We start from the raw sequence: 23,260 nt of genomic DNA on the forward strand, positions 1-23,260 counted from the left end.
CGCACCCAAGCACCGATCCCGCCCCGGCACAGCATCGCTACGCCGACAGCAGAGCCCGGTCACCGCGAAGGCGTGACGTCTCTACGCCCGGCGCCCCGACCGCCCCGCACCCCGCGCCGCCGTCCGCGCCAGCCGTGCCTCCAGGCCGTCGAGGATGAAGTCCAGCCCCGCGGCGAAGGTGCCGTTCCAGTCGTCGTCGCGGAGGTAGTCGCCGGCGGCGAGCGTCGGGTACCGGTCGGCGGCGGCGCGCACCCGCTCCTGGGCGACGTCCCGCTCCGCGGCCGTGACGTCCAGCGCCACCTGCGTGGAGGCGGAGCCGAGGACGTGGTTGTGCAGCGCCCAGGTGGCGGCGAGGAGGTCGCGCCCGGTGAAGCCGGCCCGTACGAGCGTGGCCTGCAACACCTCCATCCAGGCGAGGAAGTGGGGGCCGATGCCGGGCTTGCGGCGGGCCGGGAGGGCGGCGGCCCACGGGTGGCGCAGCAGCACGGCGCGCCAGGTGCCGAGCACGGCGGCGACGCCCTCGCGCCAGTCGGCGTCCGGGTTCTCCTCGGCGGTGCCGGCCCCGGCCGCCGGCGGCTCCACCTCGCCGAAGATCGTGTCCACCGCGAGGTCGATCACGTCGTCCTTGGTGTCGACGTGCCAGTACAGGGAGGGCGCGACGACCGCGAGCCGGTCGGCGAGGCGGCGCATGGTGAGCCGGTCGATGCCGTCCTCGTCCAGAAGCGCGACGGCCGCGGTCCCGATCCGCGCCCGGGTCAGCGGCGGCTCGCCCCTGGCCGACGTCCGCCCGGGGCGCAGCCAGATGCTCTGCGTTTCGCCTCCTGCGCCACGTTTCCGCTGGTCACGCGGCTTTCTCTCGCTGCCCACCCGGCCCAGTGTAGTACAGTGTGCGACATTCCCTAACGCCGTTAGGGAATGCCATACGACGTTAGAGAAGGATGGATCCCGTGCCGGATGAGACGCACGCGCGCGCCGGGGGCCGGCGCCGCTGGTGGACCCTGCTGGCCGTCAGCACGGCCCAGTTGCTCGTGGTGCTGGACAGCACGATCGTGAACATCGCCCTGCCCTCCGCCCAGCAGTCGCTCGGCATGACCGACGCGAACCGCCAGTGGGCCGTCACCGCGTACGCGCTCGCCTTCGGCGGCCTGCTGCTGATCGGCGGCCGGGTCAGCGGACTCCTCGGCCACCGCCGCGCGTTCGCCGCCGGACTCGTCGGCTTCGCCGCCGCCTCCGCCCTCGGCGGCGCCGCGACAGGGCCCGGGATGCTGTTCGGCGCCCGCGCGCTCCAGGGCGTCTTCGCCGCGCTCCTCGCGCCCGCCGGGCTGTCGCTGCTGACCACGACGTACCAGGAGACGCGCGAACGCGGGCGCGCCTTCGGGGTGTTCGCCGCGGTCGGCGCGGCGGGCGCGGCGGTCGGGCTGATCGCCGGCGGGCTGCTGACGCAGTACGCGGGCTGGCGCTGGTGCCTGTACGTCAACGTGCCCGTGGCGCTCCTCGCCGCCCTCGGCACCGCGTTCGTGCCGCACGCCCCGCCGCTGCGCGCCGCGGGCCGGCTCGACGTGCCGGGCGCGCTGCTCAGCACCGCCGGCTTCGCCGCCGTCGTCTACGCCTTCAGCGAGGCCGAGCCGCACGGCTGGGGCGACCCGAAGGTGCTCGCGCTGCTCGGCGCCGGGGTGCTGCTGCTGGCGGCGTTCGTCGCCGCCGAACTGCGGGCGCCGCATCCGCTGCTGCCGATGCGCGTCCTGCTGCACCGGGCGCGGGGCGGGGCGTTCGCCGCGATCACGCTGATGTTCGTCGCGATGTTCGGCTTCTACCTGTTCATGAGCTACTACACGCAGACGGTCCTCGGCTACTCGCCGGTGGAGTCGGGGCTCACGCTCATCGTGAACGCCGCCGCCGCGCTCGCCGGCTCCGTGTTCATCGCCGGGCGGCTGCACGGGCGGGTCGCACCCGCGGCACTGATCGTGCCGGGGCTGGTCGCCGCGGCACTGGGCATGCTGATCCTGACCCGGCTGACGGCGGACACCTCGGCGGTGCTGGGGGCGTACCTCGTACCGGCGCTGGTGCTCACCGGCCTCGGCCTCGGCTGCGTCATGCCGCCGACGGCGGCGCTGGCCACCGCGCACATGCGCCCGCACGAGATCGGCGCGGCCTCGGCGGCGTACAACGCGTCCCAGCAGTTGGGCGCCGCACTGGGCACGGCGCTGCTCAACACCCTCGCCGCGAGCGCCGCCGCCGCGCACCTCACGTCCTCGGCCGGCACCACGGCGACGGCGGCCACGGTGCACGGCTACACGACGGCGCTGACGGTGGGGGCGGCGGTGCTGCTGGGCGCGGCGTGCCTGACGTCGCTGCTCGCGACGCCGCGCCCAGAGCCCGAGCCGGAGCCGGAGCCGGAGGCCGCGTACGCCGCGGAGCCCCAGGCGGCCGTCGCTCAGCAGGTCTCGCGGACGTAGTCCGCGGCGCCCTCCGGGGAGACCGCGCGGTCGCGGCGGACGATGCTCAGGCGGTCGGCCCACTGTCCGCAGGCCGCCGCGAGCCCGCCCGGCGTGTACTCGACGACCAGCACCCGGTCGTCGAACGCCGTGGCGTAGGCGGCGCACTCGTCGTACTCGCCGCACTCCTCCGCGACCGCGAAGTCCAGCCCGGTACGCGCCCGGTCGGGGGCAAGCTCCGCGGTGTTCTTCTGCGCGACGGCCAGCCCGCGGTCGTGCGCGCGGTCGGCGAGGAGCGCGGCGTACGCGCGGGCGTGGCCGGCGGTCAGCAGGCGCGGGAAGCGGGTGTACGTGTCGAGGTTGTCGGGCTCGACGGCCTGGTAGCCCCGCTCGGCGCAGCCGTCGATCCAGCGGCCGACCTTCGCCGCGATGCGCTCGCGCTTCCCGGCGGTGCGCAGGTCGAGCACGGCCTCGCCCCAGTCCTCGTCGTAGACGACCTCGCCGGCCGCGTCGCGCAGCAGCAGGTCGGGGTCCCACCGGTCCTCGGCGCCGGGCTGGGCCTGGAAGGCGTTGACATAGCAGACGTTGTACGCGCCGGGGGCGGGGGCGTCGCCGCGGTCGCGGATGACGACCTCCACGCCGGGGGGCGGGTCGTACGCGCCGCCGAGCTGGTAGTCGACCCCGGCGCCCGGCGGGGGCAGCGCGGGCTCCCGCGCCCCGTCGCCGTCGTCCCGGGGGGCGACGACCAGGGCTGCCAGCAGGGCGGCGGCCACGACGGCGGCCCCGGCGAGGGCGGCGCCGGCGCGGCGGGTGCGTACACGTGTCACCCCGCCACTATCGCGCGCACGCCGGCGGCCCGGACGGGCGCCCTGCCGCCGCCTCCGGGGCACCTCCCTAGAATTGGCGGGTTCGCGGCCCCGACTGCCCGCGGACACCGGGGCGGAGCGGGCGGAGGGAACGGGCATGTCCCAGCAGCGACCGGGCGACGCCGGGGCGCCGACGATGCGTGACGTCGCCAACCGCGCCGGGGTCAGCACCATGACGGTCTCGCGGGTGCTCAAGGAAGACGCCCGGGTCAGCGAGGAGACCCGGCGCCGCGTCCTGGCCGCCGTCGACGCCCTCGGCTACCGGCTCAACGCGACCGCGCGCAGCCTGCGTCTGGGCGGCAGCGGCATGATCGGGCTGATCGTCACCAACCTCGCCAACCCCTTCTACTCGCGGCTCGCGCTCGGCGTCCAGGAAGTCGCCTCGCAGCACGGCCTGAGCATGCTGCTCAGCAACACGGGCGAGCAACTGGACCGCGAGCGCGGGCTGGTGGAGGATCTGGCGTCGCGGCAGGTCGCCGGCATGATCGTGGTGCCGGCGGGTGGCAGCCACAGCCATCTCACGCCCGCGGCGCTGCGGGACATGCCGGTGGTGCTGGCCTCCCGGCCGCCGTCCGGGATGGAGGCGGACTGCGTCCTCGTCGACGACTTCGGGGGCGCCCGGGACGCCACCGCCCGGCTGCTCGCCGCGGGTCACCGCCTGATCGGCTTCCTCGGCAACCCGCCGGCCATCCACACCGGCGCCGAGCGCTACCGCGGCTACCGCGCCGCCCACGAGGCGGCCGGTCTGGAGCCGGACGACGGGCTGGTCAGGCGCGGGCTGACGGACGTGGCGACGGCGGAGCGGGCGGCTCGGGGGCTGCTGGCCCCTGGCAGCGCACCGGGTTCAGGCACCGCGCCCACGGCGCTCTTCTGCACCAACAACCGCCTCACCCAGGGCGCCATCCGCGCGGTCCGCGCCCTCGAACTGCCGGTCGCGCTCGCCGGGTTCGACGACTTCGACCTCGCCGACGTCCTGGGGATGCCGCTGACCATCGTGTCGTACGACGCGGACGAGATGGGCCGGCAGGCCGCGCGGCTCCTCATCGACCGCATCAACGGCGGCCCCGCCGCCTCCTGGCCGCCGCGGCGCACCGTCCTGCCCACGCACGTCATCCGCTACGGGCCGGAGTGAGCCGGCGCGCGCCCGCCGCGCCGGGTGGCTTCCCGGCGCGGGGCATGCGGCGCGTACGGCGCGCGTTGGGCGCGTGTTTGGGCGTCGTCAGCAGGACATGCCGTTGGGCTCGTCGATCCCGACCGAGCTGAAGAAGTCCTGGAACGAGGAGAAGAAGTTGCCCTTGCCGCCCGGGCTGGTGACCGCCATGCAGCCGGTGTAGTCGGCGTCGGACCACAGGTTGATCCAGTAACCCGTCCTGTTCCAGTCTGACTTGGCGCGGTCGTCCATGCCGACCGCCGCCAGGTTCGGGGTGTCGTCCTGGAGGGCGACCATGTCGCCGGTGCCGTCCGGGCCGGAGAAGAGGCAGTAGTGCTCGGCCGGACAGCGGTCGTAGCCGTCGGCCATCGCCTGGGCGGACGCGCCCGGGGCGGCCAGCAGGGCGGCGGCGGCCGCGGCGGTGGTGACGAGGGCGGCGTGGAGCTTCTTGGTCATCTCTCTCCTCGGTGGGGGGCAGAACCCGAACACCCCGCCGCCCACGGGCGACCCGGGGCGGCGGGGGAGCATGCGGGCGGGGCGGCACGTGCCGCCGCCCGGTTCCCGGAGTGTCTCAGTCCAGAGCCTCGAACGCCTTGACCAGCTTCCGCTGGTAGTCCGTGATCTGGTAGTACGACCCGAGCTTGTAGTACTCCTCCTTGGGCGTCAACGTGAGCCCGTAGACGAGGGTGCGGTTCTCGCCCGCGTACGCGTACGGGGCGTTGTTCGCGTACATCGAGAACTGCGTGACCTCGGGCTCCGACGTCGTCGGGGCCAGGGTCGGGTCGGAGCTGATGACGGCATAGCAGAGCCGGTCGCTCGCGTCGGTGTCGTAGCTCAGCGTCGGATACACCGCGAAGGATCCCTTGGCGAACTCCAGCCCCATCCCGGTCGGCTCGACCAGGCCCATCTCGGCGGCCAGCGCCTTCACCTGCGCCGGCTGGAGATAATCCGTGTTCAACTCGCTGAAGTAGAGGTTCACCTGCCGCTTCGGGTAATCCACGGAAACCATCTGGACCTTGTCGAGACCGTAATCGGCGAAGAGCTTGGCGTTCGCCCGCGCACTCGCCGGCATCGACGGCACGTCGAGCAGATCGGCCAGCGGCTGCGGCTCGTTGGTCGGGAAGGAGGCGTACGTCTTCTTGAATCCGGTACTGACCATTCCGTCGATGGCGTACATACCGAGCGGGAATCCCTCGCGCAGTTCCGCGAGGAGATTGTCGACGGGGTGGCCGGTCTTCTCGGTAAGGCCGCGCTGCAGCGCGGTGGTGAACGGGTCGCCGTGGTCCGTGGGCACCGAGATGCTGAAGTCGAGTTCCGTCGCCCGGCGGCCGCCCGCCATCGAGAAGACGACGACGGCGTCCGCCAGCGCCTCCTGGTACGCGGTCAGGACCGGCCGGACCTTTTCCCGTGCGACGGGCACGCCCAGGAGCCCGGCCGCTTCCTCCATGGCGGAATAGACACGTTCGACGTCGTTAGCCCCGGACATGGAATCCTCCGCTTGTCGATCACAAGTGACTTCGTGGGGGGCCTGGTCGGACTGGGTGGAGCCACGTCGGCACATCGGCATTCACCGGAGGGTGTCCCCAGACCATGGCGCCGCCTGCTGCCCCACTCCCCCGATTTTCGCCGAGCCTACGGGCCCGGACTGTGAATCCGCTTGGCGCCCACTTGGCGTCGGGCCCGGTCGGCGGCGGTAGCCGGCGCCATGCACAGGACCCGCCGTGTCCGGCAGGCCCAAGTCGGCACCAACTCAGCCCCCAGTGCCGCACAAGGCAGCTACCAGATGCTGACGGCACCATGGCCGGAACGGGGATTTCCCGGCGACGGACGGGACCCATCCGCGTCGACCTCGAAGATGTACGGAAGAATACCGAGAGGCGAACATGCCAACTCCCCGAGGCAGGGTCCTCCTGGCCGAGCCCCGAGGCTTCTGCGCCGGTGTCGACAGGGCAATCGAGATCGTGGAGCGTGCGCTGGACATTCACGGCGCACCGGTGTACGTGCGCAAACAGATCGTGCACAACGAGCATGTGGTACGTGAACTCGAGGAGCGCGGCGCGATCTTCGTCGACTCCGAGAACGAGGTGCCGGAGGGCGCGGTCTGCATCTTCTCCGCGCACGGCGTCTCCCCGCAGGTGCGCAGCAACGCTGCGGACCGGCAGTTGAACGTGATCGACGCGACCTGCCCGCTGGTGTCGAAGGTGCACCAGGAGGCGCGGCGGTTCGCGCGGGACGAGCGGACGCTGCTCCTGATCGGCCACGCGGACCATGAGGAGATCGAGGGCACGTACGGCGAGGCGCCGGACCGTACGCTGATCGTGGAGGATGCGGAAGAGGCGCGGAAGATCGAGCTGCCCGAGGGCACGCGCTCGGCATTCCTCACCCAGACGACGCTGTCGGTGGACGACACGTCGGAGATCGTCGACATCCTGCGGGAGCGCTTCCCCGGGATCGTGGGCGCGGGCAGCGAGGACATCTGCTACGCCAGCCAGAACCGGCAGAACGCCGTCAAGGCCATCGCGGCGGAGAGCGACTTCGTGCTGGTCGTCGGCTCGGAGAACTCCAGCAACAGCGTACGGATGGTCGAGGTGGCCGAGACCGCGGGCACCCCCGCGAGGCTGCTCCCGTCCGTCGACTCGCTCGACCCGGCCTGGCTGGAGGGCGCCGAGACGGTCGGCGTCAGCTCGGGCGCCAGCGCGCCGGAGGTGCTGGTCGAGCAGGTGATGGCACGGCTCGCGGAAATGGGCTACGGGGAGGTCGATGCGGTCGTGACCGCGCAGGAGAACGTGGTGTTCCGGCCGCCGGCGGGCCTGGCGCGCACGACAGCCGAGAAGGACGCGGCGGAGCCCGCCGCGGACCCGGGCGTGGCCACGAAACGGCTCCTCACCCGGGTCTCCGCCCGGATCGAGGACCTGCTGGCGGCGGAGCGCAAGACCTGGGACGACGTCGACGCCCGGATGACGCGGCCGATCGACGCGATCGCCCACCTGGTCGCGGCGGGCGGCAAGCGGCTGCGGCCGACGTTCTGCATCAGCGGCTACCTCGCCGCCGGCGGCGCGCTCGACGGCTCGCAGGCGGAGGACGCGGTCGTCTCCGCGGGTGCCGCACTGGAACTGCTGCACGCCTTCGCCCTGATCCACGACGACGTGATGGACAACGCCCCGACCCGCCGCGGCCGGCCCACCGTCCACATGAAGCACGCCGCCGTGCACGCCGACCAGGGCTGGGCCGGCGAGCCCCGCCGCTACGGCGACGGCGCGGCGATCATCGCGGGCGACCTGGCGTACGGCTACGCCCACACGGCCGTGGAGGCGCTGTCGGGCCCGGCGCGCCGGGTGTGGAACCACCTCGGCACCGAGATGATCTTCGGTCAGCAGCTCGACATGTCCCTGGCCGCGGAACTCGCCCCGGACCCGGCCCTGGCGCGCTACGTCGCCGTCTGCAAGTCGGGCCAGTACACGATCCACCGGCCGCTGGCCCTGGGCGCGACCATCGCCGGCCGCGACGACCTGGACGACGCCTTCGAGGCGTACGGCGTGGCGGCGGGCGAGGCGTTCCAGCTCCGCGACGACCTCCTCGACGCCTTCGGCGACCCGGAGGTCACGGGCAAGCCGGCGGGCCTGGACATCCGCCAGCACAAGATGAACCTGCTGCTCGCGCTGGCCGCGACGAAGGACGCGGAGGTGGCGCGCCTGGTCGCGGACGGGGGCGACTGGGACGCGGACCGCCTGCACGAGGCGCTGCGGGCGTCGGGGATGCGGGAGGAAGTGGAACAGCGCATCGAGGACCTGGTGGCGACGGCCCACAAGGCGCTGGAGAACGCCCCGCTGGCACCGGGCTGGCGGGAGCGGCTGAAGGAGATGGCCGTCAAGGTCGCCTACCGCGAGACCTGATCGCTGCCGGCGGACGGCCCGCCGCTGACGGCTGACTGCCGTCCGGGGGCGCCGTCCGCCGTCCGCTACGGACACCGCGCCCCCGCCCCCGGGTCGGTCGGGGGCGAAGGCGCGGGCCCGTGCGTCCGGCGGGGCTACTCGCCCGGGAGGTGCCCGGTGAAGGTGGTCTGGAAGAACGCGTTCTTGGCGAAGTGCTCCAGATAGCGGGGGTCGCTCACTTCGAGCGTGAAGGAGGCGGACGTCCCCTCGGGTTCGTCATCGTCGGCATCGGCCGGATCCTCGTCGTTCTCCTCGATCTTCCAGGAGACGATGATCTCTTCGGTACGGCGGGCGAACGCGCCCGGCTCCGGCGTGAGACAGATGTAGTGGACGCCCCCCGAGGTACCCCGCCCGCCGTAGGGGTCGATGCGGCCCTTGTGGAACTCCTCCGCTTTCACGCGCGGTATCCGCACGTCGGTGGAGCCGTCCTCCAGCAGATAGCCGTCCTCGTCCATCCACGCCTTCGGGCCGAAGTACAGCTCGAAGAGTTCCTTGAACTCGGCCTCGGTCTCAGCCGATACGGGCCCGGCACCGAAGTCGCCGCCCTCGCTCCAGGCGTCCATGATGAGCTGCAGCCCGAACGCGGGCCCCTGGTTGAACCCGTAGTTGTCGGGATCGCGGTACTGCACGGTGCCGGAGAGGGTCGTCCCCCGGGTCGCCTCGGTGAAGACGTCGAAGATCATGGTCATGCGGCAGGAGCCTAGTGACGGGGACTGACATCGGCTCAGATACACCGGAAGAGGCAGGTCAGCGGGCCGGGCGAGAGCCACCCGCACCGGCCGGAGCGACCGCGGGGCGCCGCTGCCCGGCGGCCGTCACCGTGCCCATCGCGGGCAGAACTCCACGTGCAGTTGCTCCCACTCACGGATGTTCCGCGGATCCAGGTCCCAGTCGTAGACGGGCCGGCAGACGTGGTAGTTGCAGGCGCCGGGAATGTAGAGACGGGTCGCCGCCTCGGGCGGTCCGTACTTCGTGACGGCGAAGATGTCCTTGGCCCCCTCCCGGAAGGCCGCGGCCCCGCCGGTCAGCAACAGCGTCTCGGCGTAGAGATCCTTGCGGAGGCGGAACTTGTCCGCCTCCTTCGGGTCGTCCGGAAGGACGTAGTCGCCGTCGAGGTCGGGAACGTCCCGCTCCGGCAGGCGCGCGGTGTGCACCTCCCGGGCGGCGCGGGCCGTGCGGAGCTGCTCCCGTACGCGCTTCCAGCGCGAGGGGCGGAGCGGCGCCGTGCGGGGGGCCAGCACCAGGTCGAGCGGCCGCGCGCCGTCCTCGCCGATACCGGGTACGGCCCGGGTGGTCCGCATCGGCAGATAGACCAGCGAACGCGGCGACCGCGCCGCAAGCAGCCACAGGGTGCCGATGCGCCTGCCGTCCGTCCGGTCCACGTACATCTCGTAAAAATTGCCGTGAGTCTTGTACAGCGCCCCGTTCTTCAGCGGTCTGGCCGGCCGGATCACGCGGTATTCCGTACCCGCCAGCCGCACCTTCTGCACGACGATCTTCACCCTCAGACCATCCCGGGTCAGAGGAGCCCGTGACGCCACCATGTCGCCCCCTCCCGCCTGTCGCCCCGGTCAGCACACATCGCCGGTCATGGTCGTGTCCCAGCGCATCCCGGCCGCCATGTGCTCCAGATAGCCCGCGTCGCTGACCGTCACCACGATCTCCGCGTACGGGAGTTCGGCAAGGGTGTGGTCCCCGAACAGATCCCACACGTCGTAGTCGTCCAGGTCGGCGGGGCCGTCCGGCTTCGCGGGGTCCCAGGGCTCGTCCGGGTCCCGTACCGCCGCCACCTCGCTCAGCAGCGGAACGTTCCGGTACGGGCTGATGTCGTACGAGGTCACGATGGCGGCGGCGCGCTGGTCGAACTCCTCGGCGTCACCGTAGGTGAACACCGAATAGCCGGGGCGGCTGCCCCCGCTCAGCTTGTACACCTCTTCCGCTTTGCGCCTGGGTTCGAGGACGGTCCTGCCGTCGTCCGCGAGCAGGTACCCGTCCTCGGTGACCCGTATCTCCTTGCCGAGGATGAGTTCGAAGAGATCCGGGAACTCGTCCTTCAGCCGCATGCCCGCGGTGATGTCCTTGCCCTGCTCCGCGGTGTAGGGGGACCGCTCGCCGTCCTCGTCGTCTTCGTCCCGCAGATACCCGTGGTCCAGCATCCACCAGGCGTCGGCCAGGAGTGACAGCGGGAAGACGCTCTCCTTCGGGACATGGGGCACGTCGGGGTTGACGATGTGCACCCTCCCGCGGAGCGTGCGGCCTTCGACGGCGTCGACGGACACGGTGAAGATCGTGGTCACGTGGGGGGCGCCCCTTCAGACGGAAAACGGTGGTCACATTTGACCACCGGCCGGCGGGACGCGGCTCCGCGAATGCGGCTTGCCCCGGTTCGTCGTCCCGGTGGGCCGCGCCGGTGCGCACCGCGTCAGTAGTAGCCCTTGGTGCCGTCGATGAGTTCGCGGACGATGTCCGCGTGGCCCGCGTGCCGTCCGGTCTCCTCGATGAGATGGATGAGGATCCAGCGGAGGTTGGCGTGGTTCCGGGGGAAGTCGGGGTGGCGGGCGACGTCGTCCAGGGAGGCGGCGGCGATGATCTCGTCGCTGCGGGTGCACTGGGCCTCGTAGTCCGCGAGGACCGGCGAGTCACGGGGTGTCGCCGGGTTTTCCGCGGGGCGCGGGCGGGCCGGCTCCGCGGGGACGGCCGGGACCGGCGCCCGCGCCCCTCCGTCCTACGCCTCCGGCTTCTTCGCCATGACCACCACACCCGGCCCGGTCTGCCCGTCACCCGGCAGCCGCAGCTCCGCGACCGGCCGCAGCCCCGCCCCCTCGATCACGGCCACGAACTCCTCCGGCCGCCACCTGTGCGTCGTCCAGCGCACGCCCTCCCTGCCGTACGCCTCCGTCCGGACCAGATCCCCCTCCCCCACATGCGTCCCGGTGAGGAAGTGCCCGCCAGGCTTCAGCGCCCGCGCGAACAGACCGAGCACCTGCGGCAGGACCTCCCGCGGGAGGTTGAACAGCGACCACCACCCGAGCACTCCGCCCAGCGACCCGTCGGCGAGTTCGAGGTCGGTCGCCGAGGAGACGCTGAAGCGGCACTGCGGGTGCAGCCGGCGGGCGTTCTCGATCATTCCGGGCGAGAGATCCACGCCGGAGGCGTCCAGGCCGCGTTCGGCAAGGTACGCGGTCACCTGGCCCGGTCCGCAGCCGACGTCGAGCACGGGGCCGGAGTCGCCCACGGTGTCGGCGAACACGTCGACCGCGGCCTTGAGCCAGGGGTACCTGCGGATGTCGGCCATGCCGGTCGTCTGCATCAAGTGGACGTAGTCGTCGGCCACTTGGTCATAGGACGTGCGGACGGCGTCGAGGTCTGCCGGACGGTCGATACGGGGGGTGTCAGCGCGCATCCCGCCAACGTAGAGCAGGGGTCTGACAGCGGCGCGGGGCGCCCGTCAGTCCTTGCGGCCCACGCCCGCGTAGATGCCGACCTCCCGGAACCGCTCGGGCGGCGGCATGTCCGGGCGCCAGAACGGGACCTGCACCAGGCCGGGTTCGACCAGGGCGAAGCCGTCGAAGAACGGCTCGATCTCCGCGTGAGGGCGCAGATTGAGGCCCGCGGTGGCCTTGTTGTAGACGGCCTGCGCGTCGGTGCGGTCGGCGAAGTCGCCGGTGGCGTGCGAGAGCACCAGGAAGCTGCCGGACGGCAGCGCGTCGCGCAGGGTGGCGACGACCTCCCGGGGCCGGTCCTCGTCGGTGAGGAAGTGGAGCACGGCCACCAGGAACACCGCGACCGGCTCGTCGAAGTCGATGACCCGGCGGACATCGGGGTGGTCCAGGAGGGACCGCACGTCGCGGACGTCGGCCTGCACGATGCTCGTCGCGCCGGCCTTGCTGAGCAGCGCGTCGGCGTGGGCGCGGACGATGGGGTCGTTGTCGACGTACACCACGCGCGTGTCCGGCGCGGTCTCCTGGGCGGTCTCGTGCACGTTCGGGGCGGTGGGCAGGCCCGTGCCGATGTCGAGGATCTGGCGGATGCCGTCGGCGACGACGTGGCGGACGGCGCGCTGGAGGAACGCCCGGTTGGCGCGCAGCCCGATCCGCGCCTCGGGGGCGGCGGCGACGAGTTGTTCGCCGGCCTGGCGGTCGACCTCGTAGTTGTCCTTGCCGCCCAGCAGGTAGTCGTAGATCCGCGCGGGATGCGGCCTGCTGACGTCGATCTCCTCGAAACGGAAGCCCTCCGTTGTCACACTGCGCTCCTCTCGACGTCCGCCACATTAGTACGGCAATACGGCCCCGGTTCGGCCTCCTGCCCCGTCATCGCGTACGTGGAACCATGTGCCCACCGACGAGAGGGAGTGCCATGCCGGACTACGGCATCGACCGGATCCCCGGCCCGGCCGCCGCGAGCGAGAGCGAGGGCGTCAAGGCGATCGCGGCGGCGGGCGGGCTGCACACGTACCAACTGAAGCTGCACGCCGAGTACGGCCCGCTCGTGCGGTTCCCCTTACCGGGCGCCGACATGGCGGTATCGGTGGCCGACCCGGTACTGCTGGAGGCCACGGCGGAGATCGACAAGCGGCCGGAGAAGCTCTTCGCGTTCCTGGAGCCCCTCCAGGAATCGGGCAACCTGCAGACGCTCCCGGCCGCCGAACACGGGCCCTGGCGGCGCGTGATGCTGGAGGTACTGGCCGGACGGCCCGCGCACGAGGCGCACTTCGCGCAGTTCGCGGCGCTGACGACGGCGATGGCCGACCGGTGGGCGGAGCGGGCGGGGCACGGTCCCGTAGAGCTGCAGAAGGACCTCAGCAGGCTGTCGCTGCAGATGGTCTGCGAGTTCGCGCTGGGCAGCGGCCTGGCGTCGGAGGAGTCCGCGGGGCGGGTCGTCTCGGCGTTCGAGGACCTGCTCACCGACTACCTGGCGCGGCTCTACCAGGCGGACGTGGCAGGCCCCGCGGAGGAGCGCCGCGCCCGCTCGGACCGGGCCCTGGCCTATCTGCGTACGACCGTCGACCAGGTGCTCGCGGCCCACGGCGAGCGCGGCCCCGCCGCGGAGACCGATCACAGCGACATGATCGCGGCCCTGATCGCGGCGGGCGAGTCGCCGGCACGGATACGCGACACGGTGCTGATGACGATGATGGCCGCCCAGCACACCACCGGCGTCGCCATCTCCTGGGCGCTCTACCTGCTCTCCCGCCACCCCGAGGCGGCAGCCCGCACCGCCGCCGAACTGGACCGGGTCCTGGGCGCCCGCCCCACGCCCGCCTACGCCGACCTCAAGCGCCTCACCTACCTGGACACGGTCCTCCGCGAGTCGATGCGCCTGTACCCACCCGGCCCGTACGGCGCCCGCGAAACCACCGCCGAACTCCGCATCGGCGACTACACCCTGCCCGCGGGCACGACGATCTTCTACCCGTTCTGGGCCGTCCACATGAACCCGGCACACTGGCCGGCCCCCCACCGCTTCGACCCGGACCGCTTCACCCCGGAAGCCTCCGCGGCCCGCCACCGGCTCGCGTACATCCCGTTCGGCATCGGCCCACGAAGCTGCGAGGGCGCGGCACTGGCACTGGTCGAGGCGAAACTGGTCCTGGCGGTCCTGCTGAAGCGGTTCCACCTCACGCTGACACCGGACCAGACGGTGACGCCGGTGGAACGCTTCGTCCTCTGGGCAGCGGAAGACATCCACATGAACCTCACCCCCCGCTGACCGCAGCGCACGGTGCATGTTCTCCGAGGGCCCTGGGGTTCATCGGCGTTCAGTGGGGGTGCCTGCGAATGAGAACGTTGCCGTCGCTGACGGCCGACAGGTCCCCCACCGCGCGGGCCGCTGCGCGCGCGGCGGCCAACTCGGCGCACCGGACGCAGCCGGGGACCGGGGTGGCGTCTGGGATGGGCCATATACCCGGCAGGTAGACCGGGTCGCTCATAGAGATGCGGTCCCCGGGAGCGGACATGGTCACCGCCCCCCACGGCAGCGGCGGCAGCGGCACGGCGGCATGGTGATGCTGAGCAGGGGAGGCTCGCAGTCGCGTGCGTAGAAGCGCTTTTCAGGCTCCCATGTCCTTCCGCTGTCGTGGGACACACGCAGCGTCATCAGAGGGCGTTCAGGCGCCGACGGCGCCTTGTGCTTGACGGTCATGGGCCCAGGTAATCGCCGCATGCGGCTGCGCGGTGGACACAGGGGCGGACCCCGGGCCGGACTTTCGCGTTCGTACCGGACGTTCACCGGGAACGTCCGCTACTACGGTGTGGTGCCAGCAGCACGGCCAGGGGCGCTATATGACTGAGCAGACGGACTTTCAACAGGCGTGTGCGGAACGGGGCTGGGCGACGCCCGGCCGCTTCTTACGGGTGTTCGCGGAGACCGCGGCTCTGATCGGGGAGCCGGTGACGATCACAGACCGGCAACTGCGCCGGTGGCGGGAGCCCCACCCTCCGCGCCCACGATCCCGTGCCTGGCGAGTGCTCCACGCGATGTTCGGCATCAGCCCTCTCGCGCTGGGCTTCCCCGGTCCGGCGCCGACCGACGCGGCGGACACCACAGCCGGGGAGCACAGCCGTGCGGCGGGTGTCGCCCGCCGCGGCTTCGTCGCCGACACCCTCGGCGCTGCGGCCGGCCTTGCGCTCGTCACGTCCACTCCGGACGCCGTAGGCACCGCTCACGTGGAAGAGCTACGCGAAGGTCTGCGGTCGCTGTACGCCCTCGATGACGCCTACGGCGGCGAGGACGTACGTTCGCTAGCGGCCCGGCACCTTCGCCGCATCCGCCGCGTGATCAACACCGGCAGCTATCCAGTGAGCATCGGCCGCCAACTCGAACTGCTCGCCGGTGAAACCGCCGAGCAATGCGCGTGGCTCTACTACGACGCCGACGATCAGACGTCGGCCCGTCGCTACTGGGGCGAGGCGCTGACCACCGCCACCATGCTCCGGGACGCGTCGCTGGAGGTGCTGGTGCTGGCGTCCCTGTCCATGCAGGCCACTTACGAGGAACGTCCGCGGGACGGCTACAACCTCGCCCGCGCGGCGCGGCAGCGCGCCGAGGGCATGGCATCGCCGGTGCTGTTGTCCCTCATCGCTGCGAGAGAAGCCCGCGCGCTGGCGGTGATGCGCGAGGGCCGGGCCGCCCGGCAAGGGCTCTCGCAGGCAATGCGCATGGTCGAACGCGCCGACCGGGGCCGGCCTCCGCCGGAGTGGGCAGCCTTCCATGGCCCGGCCGAGCTGGAGTACGCACACGGCCTCATGTACGCCGACGAGGACCGGCACACGGCCGCGGTGCCGTTCCTGCGCGCCGCCCTGGCCCACCAGGACCGCGCGTACGGCCGCAACCGGGCCCTGTACCGACTCACGCTCGCCCGCGGCCTCATCAAAGCCCGCGAGGTCGACGAAGGTGCCGCGGAGGCGATGGGTGCGCTTGAGCAACTGGCAGAGGTCGAATCTCAGCGGGTGAACCGCCGCGTCGTGGAAGTGCGGAACCTCCTCGATGCGGCTTATACCACCGTCGCCCGCGAGACATCCGAGGCGCTGGCCGCATATGTCCGGTGAGGAGGGCCGTATGGCTGAGGTGACGGTGCAGTGCTACGACGGGGCCGCGGCCGCGGAGAAGCTTGAGACGTTCCTGCCCGCGTACCGGGAGGTCTACGCCGAGCCGCCGTACTGCGAGGGCCCGGAGGACGTCGCCGGCTTCGCCGAGTTGTTCGCCATCCAGTCCGGGCGGCCCGGCTTCCGTGTGGCGCTGGCCGTCGACGGCCGCGAGGAGGTCGTCGGCTTCGCCTACGGCTTCCGCCTGCCGCCGGACACCGGTTGGTGGCGCAACCTCCTCCGGCCCCCGCCGGCCGAATTCACCGCCGAGGACGGGCAGCGCACCTTCGCCGTGATCGAGCTGGCCGTGCGCAAGCCCTGGCGGCGGCAGGGAGTTGCACGCCGGCTGCACGCCGCGCTCCTCGACGGCCTGGCGGTGGAGAGGGTGACGCTCACGGTGCGGCCGGAGCCCGAGGCGGCGCCGGCGCAAGCCGCGTACGGGTCGTGGGGGTACCGGAAGCTCGGCAAGTCACAGCCAGCAACCACCGCCCCGGTGTACGAAGCGATGGTTCTGCAACTGCGCCCCTCTTGAGGTGGGCACGAACTGCGCACCACTGCGCAGTCCTGTTCCCGTGGGGCCCCCAAAATCTGGACACGACCAGGCCCCGACCGCATGCCTGCTGGTCAGGGCCTTGGTGTGTGGGTGCCCCCAACGGGATTCGAACCCGTGCTACCGCCTTGAAAGGGCGGCGTCCTGGGCCACTAGACGATGAGGGCCGACGGCCCGCCGGGGCGCTGGCTGAGCCGCGCTCGGGGGCTCCAGCAGGATATGGGATGGCGGGGGAGATCGCCAAAACGATTCCTGCCCGGCCCTCGCGCGCATCCGGCGGGCCGTGGGACTGAGGGGCCCGGGGAACCCGGGAGGGGTCAGGCGATGACGAAGAGGAGGGAGGCGAGGCCGAAGGCCGAGAGGCCGATCGTCGTCTCCATCACCGTCCAGGTCTTCAGCGTCGTCTTCACGTCCATGTTGAAGAACCTCCCCACCAGCCAGAACCCCGAGTCGTTCACATGGCTGGCCGTGACCGACCCCGCCGCCGTGGCCAGCACGATCGCCGCGAGCTGCACCGCGTTGTAGTCCGCGTCCAGCACGACCGGCTGGATCAGTCCCGCGGCCGTCGTCAGGGCGACCGTCGCGGAGCCCTGCGCGATGCGGAGTGCGGTGGCGACGACGTAGGCGACGACGATGACCGGCAGGCCCAGGTCGCTCATCGCGTCGGCGAGGGCGTCGCCGATGCCGCTGGCGCGCAGGACGCCGCCGAACATGCCGCCGGCGCCGGTGATGAGGATGATCGCGCAGACCGGGCCGAGCGCGGAGTCGACGAGCTTCTCGATCATCTCCAGGCCCTTACCGCGCCGCGTGCCCAGGACGTACGACGCGACGAAGACCGTCAGCAGCAGCGCCACCGGCGTCGAGCCGAGGGCGCGGGCGACGTTGTACCAGGACTCCGTGTCCTCCACCCAGCCCGCCGCGCGGGCGGTGTCCAGGCCGGTGTTGGCGAAGATCAGCACCAGCGGGAGCATGAGCAGGCCGATGACGGTGGCCGCGCTCGGCGGGTCGGTGTCCTTCTCCTCCTGCGGGCCGCCGGTGAGGATGTCCGGCACCTGGAGGACGATCTTCTCGCCGATCCACAGGCCGTAGAGGTAGCTGGTGACGTACCAGATCGGGATGGCCATGACCACGCCGATCGCCACGACCAGACCCACGTCCGCGCCAAGCAGTTCGGTGGCGGCGACCGGGCCCGGGTGCGGCGGCACGAAGACGTGCATGACGGAGAACGCGCCGGCGGCGGGCAGCCCGTAGCGCAGGACGCCGCCGCCGAGGCGGCGGGCGACGGTGAAGACGATGGGCAGCATCACGACGAGGCCGGCGTCGAAGAAGATCGGGAAGCCGAAGATCAGCGACGCGACGCCGAGTGCGAACGGGGCGCGGTCCTCGCCGAACTTCCGGATCATGGCGTCCGCGAGGCTCTGCGCGCCGCCGCTGACCTCCACCAGCCGGCCCAGCATCGCGCCGAGGCCGACGAGCAGCGCGACGCTGCCCAGCGTCGTGCCGAAGCCGTCGGTCGCCACGGGGACCACCTGGGCGGCCGGGATGCCGGCGGCGAAGGCGGTGAGGATGCTGACGGTGACCAGCGCGAGGAAGGCGTGCACGCGCAGGTAGATCACCATGAACAGGAGCACGGCCACGGCCGCGCCGGCTATCGCGAGCAGCGGGCCCGCGGACATCGTCTGGGTCCAGTCTTCGACCTCTTGGGCCAGATGCACCGTCGTCATCGGAAAAGCTCCATCGCTTCTCGGGTACGGGGACGGGGGTGAGGAGGGACGGGTCGGTCGAGCGGGTCGGGTGGGTTGAGCGAGTCGAGCGGGCTGTGGGTCAGGAGGAACGGGGGCGTTACCTGTGCGGTGGGGGCTGCGGCAGGGCCAGGCGGCGTAGCGCCTCCTCCGCCACCTCCTCCGGCGTCCCCCCGATCTCCACCGCCACCCCGTCCTCGTCCGCCGTCAGCGGCTCCAGGTCCGCCAACTGCGAATCCAGCAGCGCCGGCGGCATGAAGTGGCCAGACCTGCCGCCCAGTCGGCGGGCAAGCGTGTCGTGGTCGCCGTGCAGGTGGACGAAGCGGACGCGGGGGCCGGCCTCGCGGAGGATGTCGCGGTAGGCGCGCTTGAGGGCGGAGCAGGTGACGATCGCGTTCTCGCCGGCGTCCGCCCACCCCGCCAGCCACGCGGCGATCGCCCGCAGCCACGGCTCGCGGTCGGCGTCGGTGAGGGGGGTGCCGGCGCGCATCTTCTCGATGTTCGTACGGGGGTGGAAGTCGTCGGCCTCCGCGAGCGCCCAGCCGAGCCGGTCGGCGAGGAGCCGGGCGACGGTGCTCTTGCCGGCGCCGGAGACGCCCATGACCACGAGCCCGGTGTGGGTGCCCGGGGTGCCCGGAGTGGTCGGGTCGGTCGGCCCGTGCGCGGAAGGCAGGGACATCAAGACCTCCCTGGAATGGTGTTACCAATCGCCGGGAAAGGTAGCACCAACGTGCGAGAACGGGGAAGGGCCCTGCCCGGGATACTCTTCAGCGGTGGAGCTACGGGGCGTTGGCCATGGGAAGCGGGAGAACGAGACGTCCCCGCCGCCCCCCGCCGCCGACGCCGCCGTCCTGCACAGCTCCGTCCTCGACACCATCGGCGAGGAGATCACCGGCGACGCCCTCCCCGAGGGCCACGTGCTCACGCTGGAGCAGATCCGCGAGCGCTTCGGCGTCTCCCGCACCGTCGCCCGCGAGACCATGCGGATCCTGGAGTCGATGGGCCTGGTCCGCTCCCGCCGCCGGGTCGGCATCACCGTCCAGCCCCGCGCCTCGTGGAACGTCTACGACCCCCGCGTCATCTGGTGGCGCCTCTCCGGGCCCGGCCGCAACGCGCAGCTCCGCTCGCTGACCGAACTCCGCATCGCCGTCGAGCCGCTCGCCGCCGGTGCCGCCGCCCGCAGTGCCTCCGCCGCGGAGCGCGAACGGGCCACCGAGATCGCCGCGACCCTCCGCACCCTCGGCGAGGCCGGCGACCTCGACCGCTTCCTGGAGGCGGACATCGCCTTCCACACCCTGCTGCTCCAGGCCAGCGGCAACGAGATGTTCGGCGCGCTCGCCGACGTCGTCGCCGTCGTCCTCCAGGGCCGTACCCAGCTCGGCCTCATGCCCCACCACCCCGAGCCCGCGGCCCTCGACCTGCACGAGGCCGTCGCCGACGCGGTCGCGGGCGGCCGGCCGCGGGACGCGGAGACCGGGATGCGGGAGCTGCTGGCGGAGGTGCGGCACGCGATGCTGCCGCTGTGGGAGCCGCGTACGCGCAGGGGGTGAGCGCGCGTACGGGCCCGTCACGCTCACCGGGGACGCGCGCCTGCGTCCCGTACGCCCGTCCCCGTACGGCAACGGGCCCCGCCCGTCGTCCTTCGACGACCGGCGGGGCCCCTCGGCTGTCCGGCTCCTCCGAGCCGGCAGCCGTCAGTGCTTCTCCAGCTCCACCTTCGGCAGGATCTTCGCGAGCGGCGCCGGCAGCCACCAGGCGCGCTTGCCCATCAGCTCCATCGCCGCAGGCACGATCATGCATCGGATGATGACCGCGTCGACGAAGATCGCCACCGCGAAGGCCAGGCCCGACTGTTGCAACATCCGTGTCGGGCTGAGGATGAAGGCCGCGAAGATCACGATCATGATCGAGCCCGCCGCCGTGATCACCGAGCCGGTGTGGGCCAGGCCCTCCCGTACGGCGCGCGAGGGGTCGCCGTCCTTGGAGTTGACCCATTCCTCGTGCATCCGGGAGATCAGGAAGATCTCGTAGTCCATCGAGAGGCCGAAGACGATCGCGAAGATCATCACCGGCACGTACGCCTCGATCGGTCCGCCCTCGAAGCCGAACCGCCCGTCCTGGAAGACCAGCTTCATCACGCCCAGCGCGGCGCCGATGCTGAGGAGGTTCAGGAACGCGGCCTTCAGGGGGATGAGAATCGACCGGAAGACCGCCATCAGCAGGACGATCGCGAGCCCCACGACGATGATCATGAACAGTGGCATCCGGTCGGCGAGCTTGCCGGCGTAGTCCTCGGACGCCGCCGTGCCTCCGCCGACGAGATACTCCGCGCCGTTGTCCGCCGTCAGCCCCGGCAGCACGTCGTCGCGCAGGGTGCCGACCAGCTCCGTGGTCTCCTCGTCCTGCGGCGAGGTGACGGGGAAGACGAGGACCGTCGCGGCCTCGCCGTCCGGCGTGGGCATCGGGTCTGCGGCGGCCGCGACGCCCTCGGTCTCGCGGAGCGTCTGCGCCGCCGCCGTGGCGGCCTCCGTGGCGCCGCCGTCGCCGCCGTCGGTCACGACCAGCAGCGGGCCGTTGAAGCCGGGGCCGAACCCGTCGGAGAGCAGGTCGTATGCCTGGCGGCTGGTGGTGTCGCTCGGGTCGTTGCCCGCGTCGTTGAAGCCGAGGCGGATGCTCAGTGCCGGGAAGGCGAGGGCGCCGAGGAGCACCGCCGCCGTCAGCAGGGCGGCGAGCGGGCGCTTCTGCACCGCCGTCGCGAGCTTCCGCCAGCGCTCGCCGTCCTGGGACTTGCCCTTGGCCTTGCGCTTCTCGGCCCGCGCGAGGAACTGGCGGGCGAAGCGCTTGCCGAAGATGCTGAGGAGCGCGGGCAGCAGCGTCAGCGAGGCGATCATCGTCATCAGCACGGTCAGCGCCACGGACAGCGCCATGCCCTGGATCGAGCCGAGCCCGAGAGCGGTGAGGCCGAGCAGCGCCAGGAGGACCGTGCAGCCGGCGAAGAACACCGACCGGCCCGCGGAGTCCATGGCCGTGATGGTGGCCCGTTCCGGCTCCACGCCCTTCACGAGTTCGGTCCGGTAGCGCGCGAAGATCAGCAGCGCGTAGTCGATGCCGACGCCGAGGCCGACGAGGAACATGACCGGTGGCGTCCAGGACGCGATGGTGAAGAGGTGCGACGCCAGGATGATGACGCCGACCGTCGAGCCGACCGCGAAGAGTGCGATCACGATGGGCAGGCCGGCCGCGATGAAGGTGCCGAACATCAGCACCAGGATGACCAGCGCGGCGACGAGGCCCACCATCTCACCGACGCCGGTCTCGCCCTCCGCCAGCGCCCGGACGGCTTCACCGCCCAGCTCGACCTGGAGTCCCTCGCCCTCGATCTCCTGCGCGGCGTCGAGGATGCGCTCGGTGTCCTCCACCGGCATGTCCACCGATGCCACCTCAAGCTGCACGGTGGCGTAGCCGATCGTGCCGTCCTCGGAGATGGCGTTCGGGTTCTCGTAGACGCTCTGGACGCCCCCGACGTTGGGCAGCTTCGCGACCTCCGCGAGCATCGGATCGACGCGCTGCTGCACCTGGGCGAGCCCGCCCTCGTCGTGCAGGACGATGTCGACGGTGTCCCCGGCGCGCTCCGCGCCGTGATCCTTCAGCAGGTCGGAGGCGGCCTGCGCCTCGGTGCCGGGGAGGGACATGTCGTCCTTGTAGGTGTCGCCCACGGCGGTGGCAACGCCGTACACGCCGAACAGGACCACCACCCACAGGATCACGGCGAGCCATTTGCGTCGGTAGGCGAAACCCCCGACCCGGACGAACACCCCCTTTTGCAGGGGCGGTTCCGCGGTTTCTTCTCGATTATCGGTAATCGTCATGGTCTCTTCCCCGGAGGGTCGTCAAGCGTCCCCGGGGTGGCCCCGGGCTTCCGTAGCCTGTTGACGACGTAGCCCTTCGAGGTGTGACATGGACACTCGTCGGAACCGGGCCGTGTCACCATGTGACCGGCCCTTCGGCTGAACGGGACAGGGGAATGACGAATCGGGACGCGCAGGACGCCGCACCGGACACCAGACAGGGCGCCCCGCGGGACACGGAGGAAATGCTCGCACGGTCTTTCGAGGCCAGCAGGCCGCGGCTGCTGCGTGTGGCGTACACGATGACCGGCTCCCTGGTGGAGGCCGAGGACTGCGTGCAGGAGGCGTGGCTGCGGCTGCGGCGGCTGGACGACCCCGGCTATGTCCGCGACCTGGGCGCCTGGCTGACGACGACGGTCAGCCGGCTGGCGCTGGACGCGCTGAGCAGCGCGCGGGCGCGGCGCGAGCAGTACGTGGGCACGTGGCTGCCCGAGCCGCTGGTCGCGGGCCGCTCCGACGACGACCCGGCCGACCGGGTGACGCTGGACGAGTCGGTGAGCATGGCGCTGCTGGTGGTGCTGGAGCGGCTGTCGCCTGCCGAGCGCACCGCGTTCGTGCTGCACGACGTCTTCAGCGTGCCGTTCCCCGAGATCGCCGAGGTCGTCGGCCGCTCGCCGGCGGCCGTGCGGCAGTTGGCGTCGCGGGCGCGGCGGCAGGTGGAGGACGGCAGGCCGCGGACGCCGGCGACGGAGACGCAGCAGCGGGAGCTGGTGGCGGCGTTCACCGCGGCGTGCCAGGACGGCGACCTGCCGGGCCTCATCGCGCTGCTCGACCCGGACGTGGTGCTGCGGGGCGACGGCGGCGGCAAGGCCGTCACGCTCCAGCGCACCGAGCGCAAGTCGGGCCGGGTGGCACAGATGATCGTCGCGTACGCGGGCTACGTGGGCCCGTTGCACATCCGCCCGATCGAGGTCAACGGCACGGCAGGGCTGGCGATGCGGGGCAACGACGGGCACCTGTCGGTGCTGTCGTTCACGGTGGACGCGGGGCGGATCACGGCGATCGACATCATGCGCAACCCCGACAAGCTGGCGAGGGTCCCCGACCTGGACTGACCGGGGGCCACCCGCCGCGGCGGCCCCCGTGGCACCTTG

20 protein-coding genes, 1 tRNA gene and 1 pseudogene are annotated in these 23,260 nt (G+C 72.0%); 8 read left to right on the top strand and 14 right to left on the bottom strand.

Features of this window, described 5'->3' with window-relative positions:
- Window positions 1-81 precede the first annotated feature (81 nt).
- Complete coding sequence (locus CXR04_RS15500; RefSeq protein WP_101422816.1) at window positions 82-867, bottom strand: TetR/AcrR family transcriptional regulator C-terminal domain-containing protein; 786 nt, start codon at window positions 865-867, stop codon at window positions 82-84.
- Between the two features lie 71 nt (window positions 868-938).
- Between CXR04_RS15500 and CXR04_RS15505 the strand changes: the two genes are divergently transcribed.
- Complete coding sequence (locus CXR04_RS15505) at window positions 939-2,456, top strand: MFS transporter (RefSeq protein ID WP_442802380.1); 1,518 nt, start codon at window positions 939-941, stop codon at window positions 2,454-2,456.
- Here the strand turns inward: CXR04_RS15505 and CXR04_RS15510 are convergent.
- Complete coding sequence (locus CXR04_RS15510; protein WP_101422820.1) at window positions 2,435-3,262, bottom strand: endo alpha-1,4 polygalactosaminidase; 828 nt, start codon at window positions 3,260-3,262, stop codon at window positions 2,435-2,437. The genes CXR04_RS15505 and CXR04_RS15510 overlap by 22 nt on opposite strands.
- A gap of 136 nt (window positions 3,263-3,398) precedes the next feature.
- On the opposite strand from CXR04_RS15510, the gene CXR04_RS15515 reads away from it, so the two are divergent.
- The gene (locus CXR04_RS15515; protein WP_101422823.1) at window positions 3,399-4,433 is read left to right on the top strand and encodes a LacI family DNA-binding transcriptional regulator; all 1,035 of its coding nucleotides are present in this window, start codon (window positions 3,399-3,401) and stop codon (window positions 4,431-4,433) included.
- 87 nt (window positions 4,434-4,520) lie between these two features.
- On the opposite strand, the gene CXR04_RS15520 is transcribed toward CXR04_RS15515, so the two are convergent.
- Together CXR04_RS15520 and CXR04_RS15525 are read right to left on the bottom strand one after the other, a co-directional pair.
- Window positions 4,521-4,907 carry a peptidase inhibitor family I36 protein gene (locus tag CXR04_RS15520; protein ID WP_101422825.1) on the bottom strand — a complete coding sequence of 129 codons (387 nt, stop codon included), beginning with the start codon at window positions 4,905-4,907 and terminating at the stop codon, window positions 4,521-4,523.
- Between the two features lie 115 nt (window positions 4,908-5,022).
- Window positions 5,023-5,937: an aromatic prenyltransferase gene (locus CXR04_RS15525; RefSeq protein WP_159072327.1), complete on the bottom strand. Its 915-nt coding sequence runs from the start codon at window positions 5,935-5,937 to the stop codon at window positions 5,023-5,025.
- A 397-nt stretch (window positions 5,938-6,334) separates the two neighbouring features.
- Between CXR04_RS15525 and CXR04_RS35900 the strand changes: the two genes are divergently transcribed.
- Window positions 6,335-8,344 carry a 4-hydroxy-3-methylbut-2-enyl diphosphate reductase gene (locus CXR04_RS35900; protein WP_101422829.1) on the top strand — a complete coding sequence of 670 codons (2,010 nt, stop codon included), beginning with the start codon at window positions 6,335-6,337 and terminating at the stop codon, window positions 8,342-8,344.
- A 134-nt stretch (window positions 8,345-8,478) separates the two neighbouring features.
- On the opposite strand, the gene CXR04_RS15535 is transcribed toward CXR04_RS35900, so the two are convergent.
- The 6 genes and pseudogenes from CXR04_RS15535 to CXR04_RS15560 form a co-directional block, all read right to left on the bottom strand.
- On the bottom strand, window positions 8,479-9,072 hold the full coding sequence (locus CXR04_RS15535; protein WP_101422831.1) for a hypothetical protein: 594 nt from the start codon (window positions 9,070-9,072) through the stop codon (window positions 8,479-8,481).
- Window positions 9,073-9,198: 126 nt separating this feature from the next.
- On the bottom strand, window positions 9,199-9,885 hold the full coding sequence (locus CXR04_RS15540; protein WP_234380251.1) for a hypothetical protein: 687 nt from the start codon (window positions 9,883-9,885) through the stop codon (window positions 9,199-9,201).
- A gap of 69 nt (window positions 9,886-9,954) precedes the next feature.
- Window positions 9,955-10,680, bottom strand: coding sequence for a hypothetical protein (locus CXR04_RS15545; protein WP_101422835.1), 726 nt, complete (start codon window positions 10,678-10,680; stop codon window positions 9,955-9,957).
- Window positions 10,681-10,805: 125 nt separating this feature from the next.
- A pseudogene (locus CXR04_RS15550) lies at window positions 10,806-11,015 on the bottom strand (mycothiol transferase); the annotation flags it as partial.
- A gap of 93 nt (window positions 11,016-11,108) precedes the next feature.
- Complete coding sequence (locus CXR04_RS15555) at window positions 11,109-11,786, bottom strand: class I SAM-dependent methyltransferase (protein WP_101422837.1); 678 nt, start codon at window positions 11,784-11,786, stop codon at window positions 11,109-11,111.
- A 45-nt stretch (window positions 11,787-11,831) separates the two neighbouring features.
- Window positions 11,832-12,626 carry an SAM-dependent methyltransferase gene (locus CXR04_RS15560; protein WP_101422839.1) on the bottom strand — a complete coding sequence of 265 codons (795 nt, stop codon included), beginning with the start codon at window positions 12,624-12,626 and terminating at the stop codon, window positions 11,832-11,834.
- Between the two features lie 113 nt (window positions 12,627-12,739).
- On the opposite strand from CXR04_RS15560, the gene CXR04_RS15565 reads away from it, so the two are divergent.
- The 3 genes from CXR04_RS15565 to CXR04_RS15580 all read left to right on the top strand — a co-directional run bounded on the left by CXR04_RS15565 (window position 12,740) and on the right by CXR04_RS15580 (window position 16,498).
- Complete coding sequence (locus tag CXR04_RS15565; protein WP_101422841.1) at window positions 12,740-14,092, top strand: cytochrome P450; 1,353 nt, start codon at window positions 12,740-12,742, stop codon at window positions 14,090-14,092.
- Window positions 14,093-14,859: 767 nt separating this feature from the next.
- Window positions 14,860-15,930: a hypothetical protein gene (locus CXR04_RS15575; protein ID WP_234380252.1), complete on the top strand. Its 1,071-nt coding sequence runs from the start codon at window positions 14,860-14,862 to the stop codon at window positions 15,928-15,930.
- A gap of 10 nt (window positions 15,931-15,940) precedes the next feature.
- Window positions 15,941-16,498: a GNAT family N-acetyltransferase gene (locus tag CXR04_RS15580; protein ID WP_101422847.1), complete on the top strand. Its 558-nt coding sequence runs from the start codon at window positions 15,941-15,943 to the stop codon at window positions 16,496-16,498.
- Window positions 16,499-16,610: 112 nt separating this feature from the next.
- Here CXR04_RS15580 and CXR04_RS15585 read toward each other — a convergent pair.
- From CXR04_RS15585 to CXR04_RS15595, 3 genes are all read right to left on the bottom strand, one after another.
- Window positions 16,611-16,683, bottom strand: a tRNA-Glu gene (locus CXR04_RS15585).
- A 150-nt stretch (window positions 16,684-16,833) separates the two neighbouring features.
- Window positions 16,834-18,240, bottom strand: coding sequence for a GntP family permease (locus CXR04_RS15590; protein WP_101422850.1), 1,407 nt, complete (start codon window positions 18,238-18,240; stop codon window positions 16,834-16,836).
- 118 nt (window positions 18,241-18,358) lie between these two features.
- On the bottom strand, window positions 18,359-18,859 hold the full coding sequence (locus CXR04_RS15595) for a gluconokinase (RefSeq protein ID WP_199850637.1): 501 nt from the start codon (window positions 18,857-18,859) through the stop codon (window positions 18,359-18,361).
- 172 nt (window positions 18,860-19,031) lie between these two features.
- Between CXR04_RS15595 and CXR04_RS15600 the strand changes: the two genes are divergently transcribed.
- Window positions 19,032-19,808: a FadR/GntR family transcriptional regulator gene (locus CXR04_RS15600; RefSeq protein ID WP_199850464.1), complete on the top strand. Its 777-nt coding sequence runs from the start codon at window positions 19,032-19,034 to the stop codon at window positions 19,806-19,808.
- A 144-nt stretch (window positions 19,809-19,952) separates the two neighbouring features.
- Here the strand turns inward: CXR04_RS15600 and CXR04_RS15605 are convergent, their stop codons facing one another.
- The gene (locus CXR04_RS15605; RefSeq protein ID WP_101422854.1) at window positions 19,953-22,073 is read right to left on the bottom strand and encodes an MMPL family transporter; all 2,121 of its coding nucleotides are present in this window, start codon (window positions 22,071-22,073) and stop codon (window positions 19,953-19,955) included.
- Between the two features lie 209 nt (window positions 22,074-22,282).
- Here CXR04_RS15605 and sigJ point away from each other — a divergent pair, with 209 nt between their 5' ends.
- Entirely contained in the window at window positions 22,283-23,221 is a 939-nt protein-coding gene (sigJ, locus tag CXR04_RS15610) for an RNA polymerase sigma factor SigJ (protein WP_101422856.1), read from the top strand.
- Window positions 23,222-23,260 lie beyond the last annotated feature (39 nt).

This window comes from Streptomyces sp. CMB-StM0423 (genome assembly GCF_002847285.1).
Classification (GTDB): Bacteria; Actinomycetota; Actinomycetes; order Streptomycetales; family Streptomycetaceae; genus Streptomyces.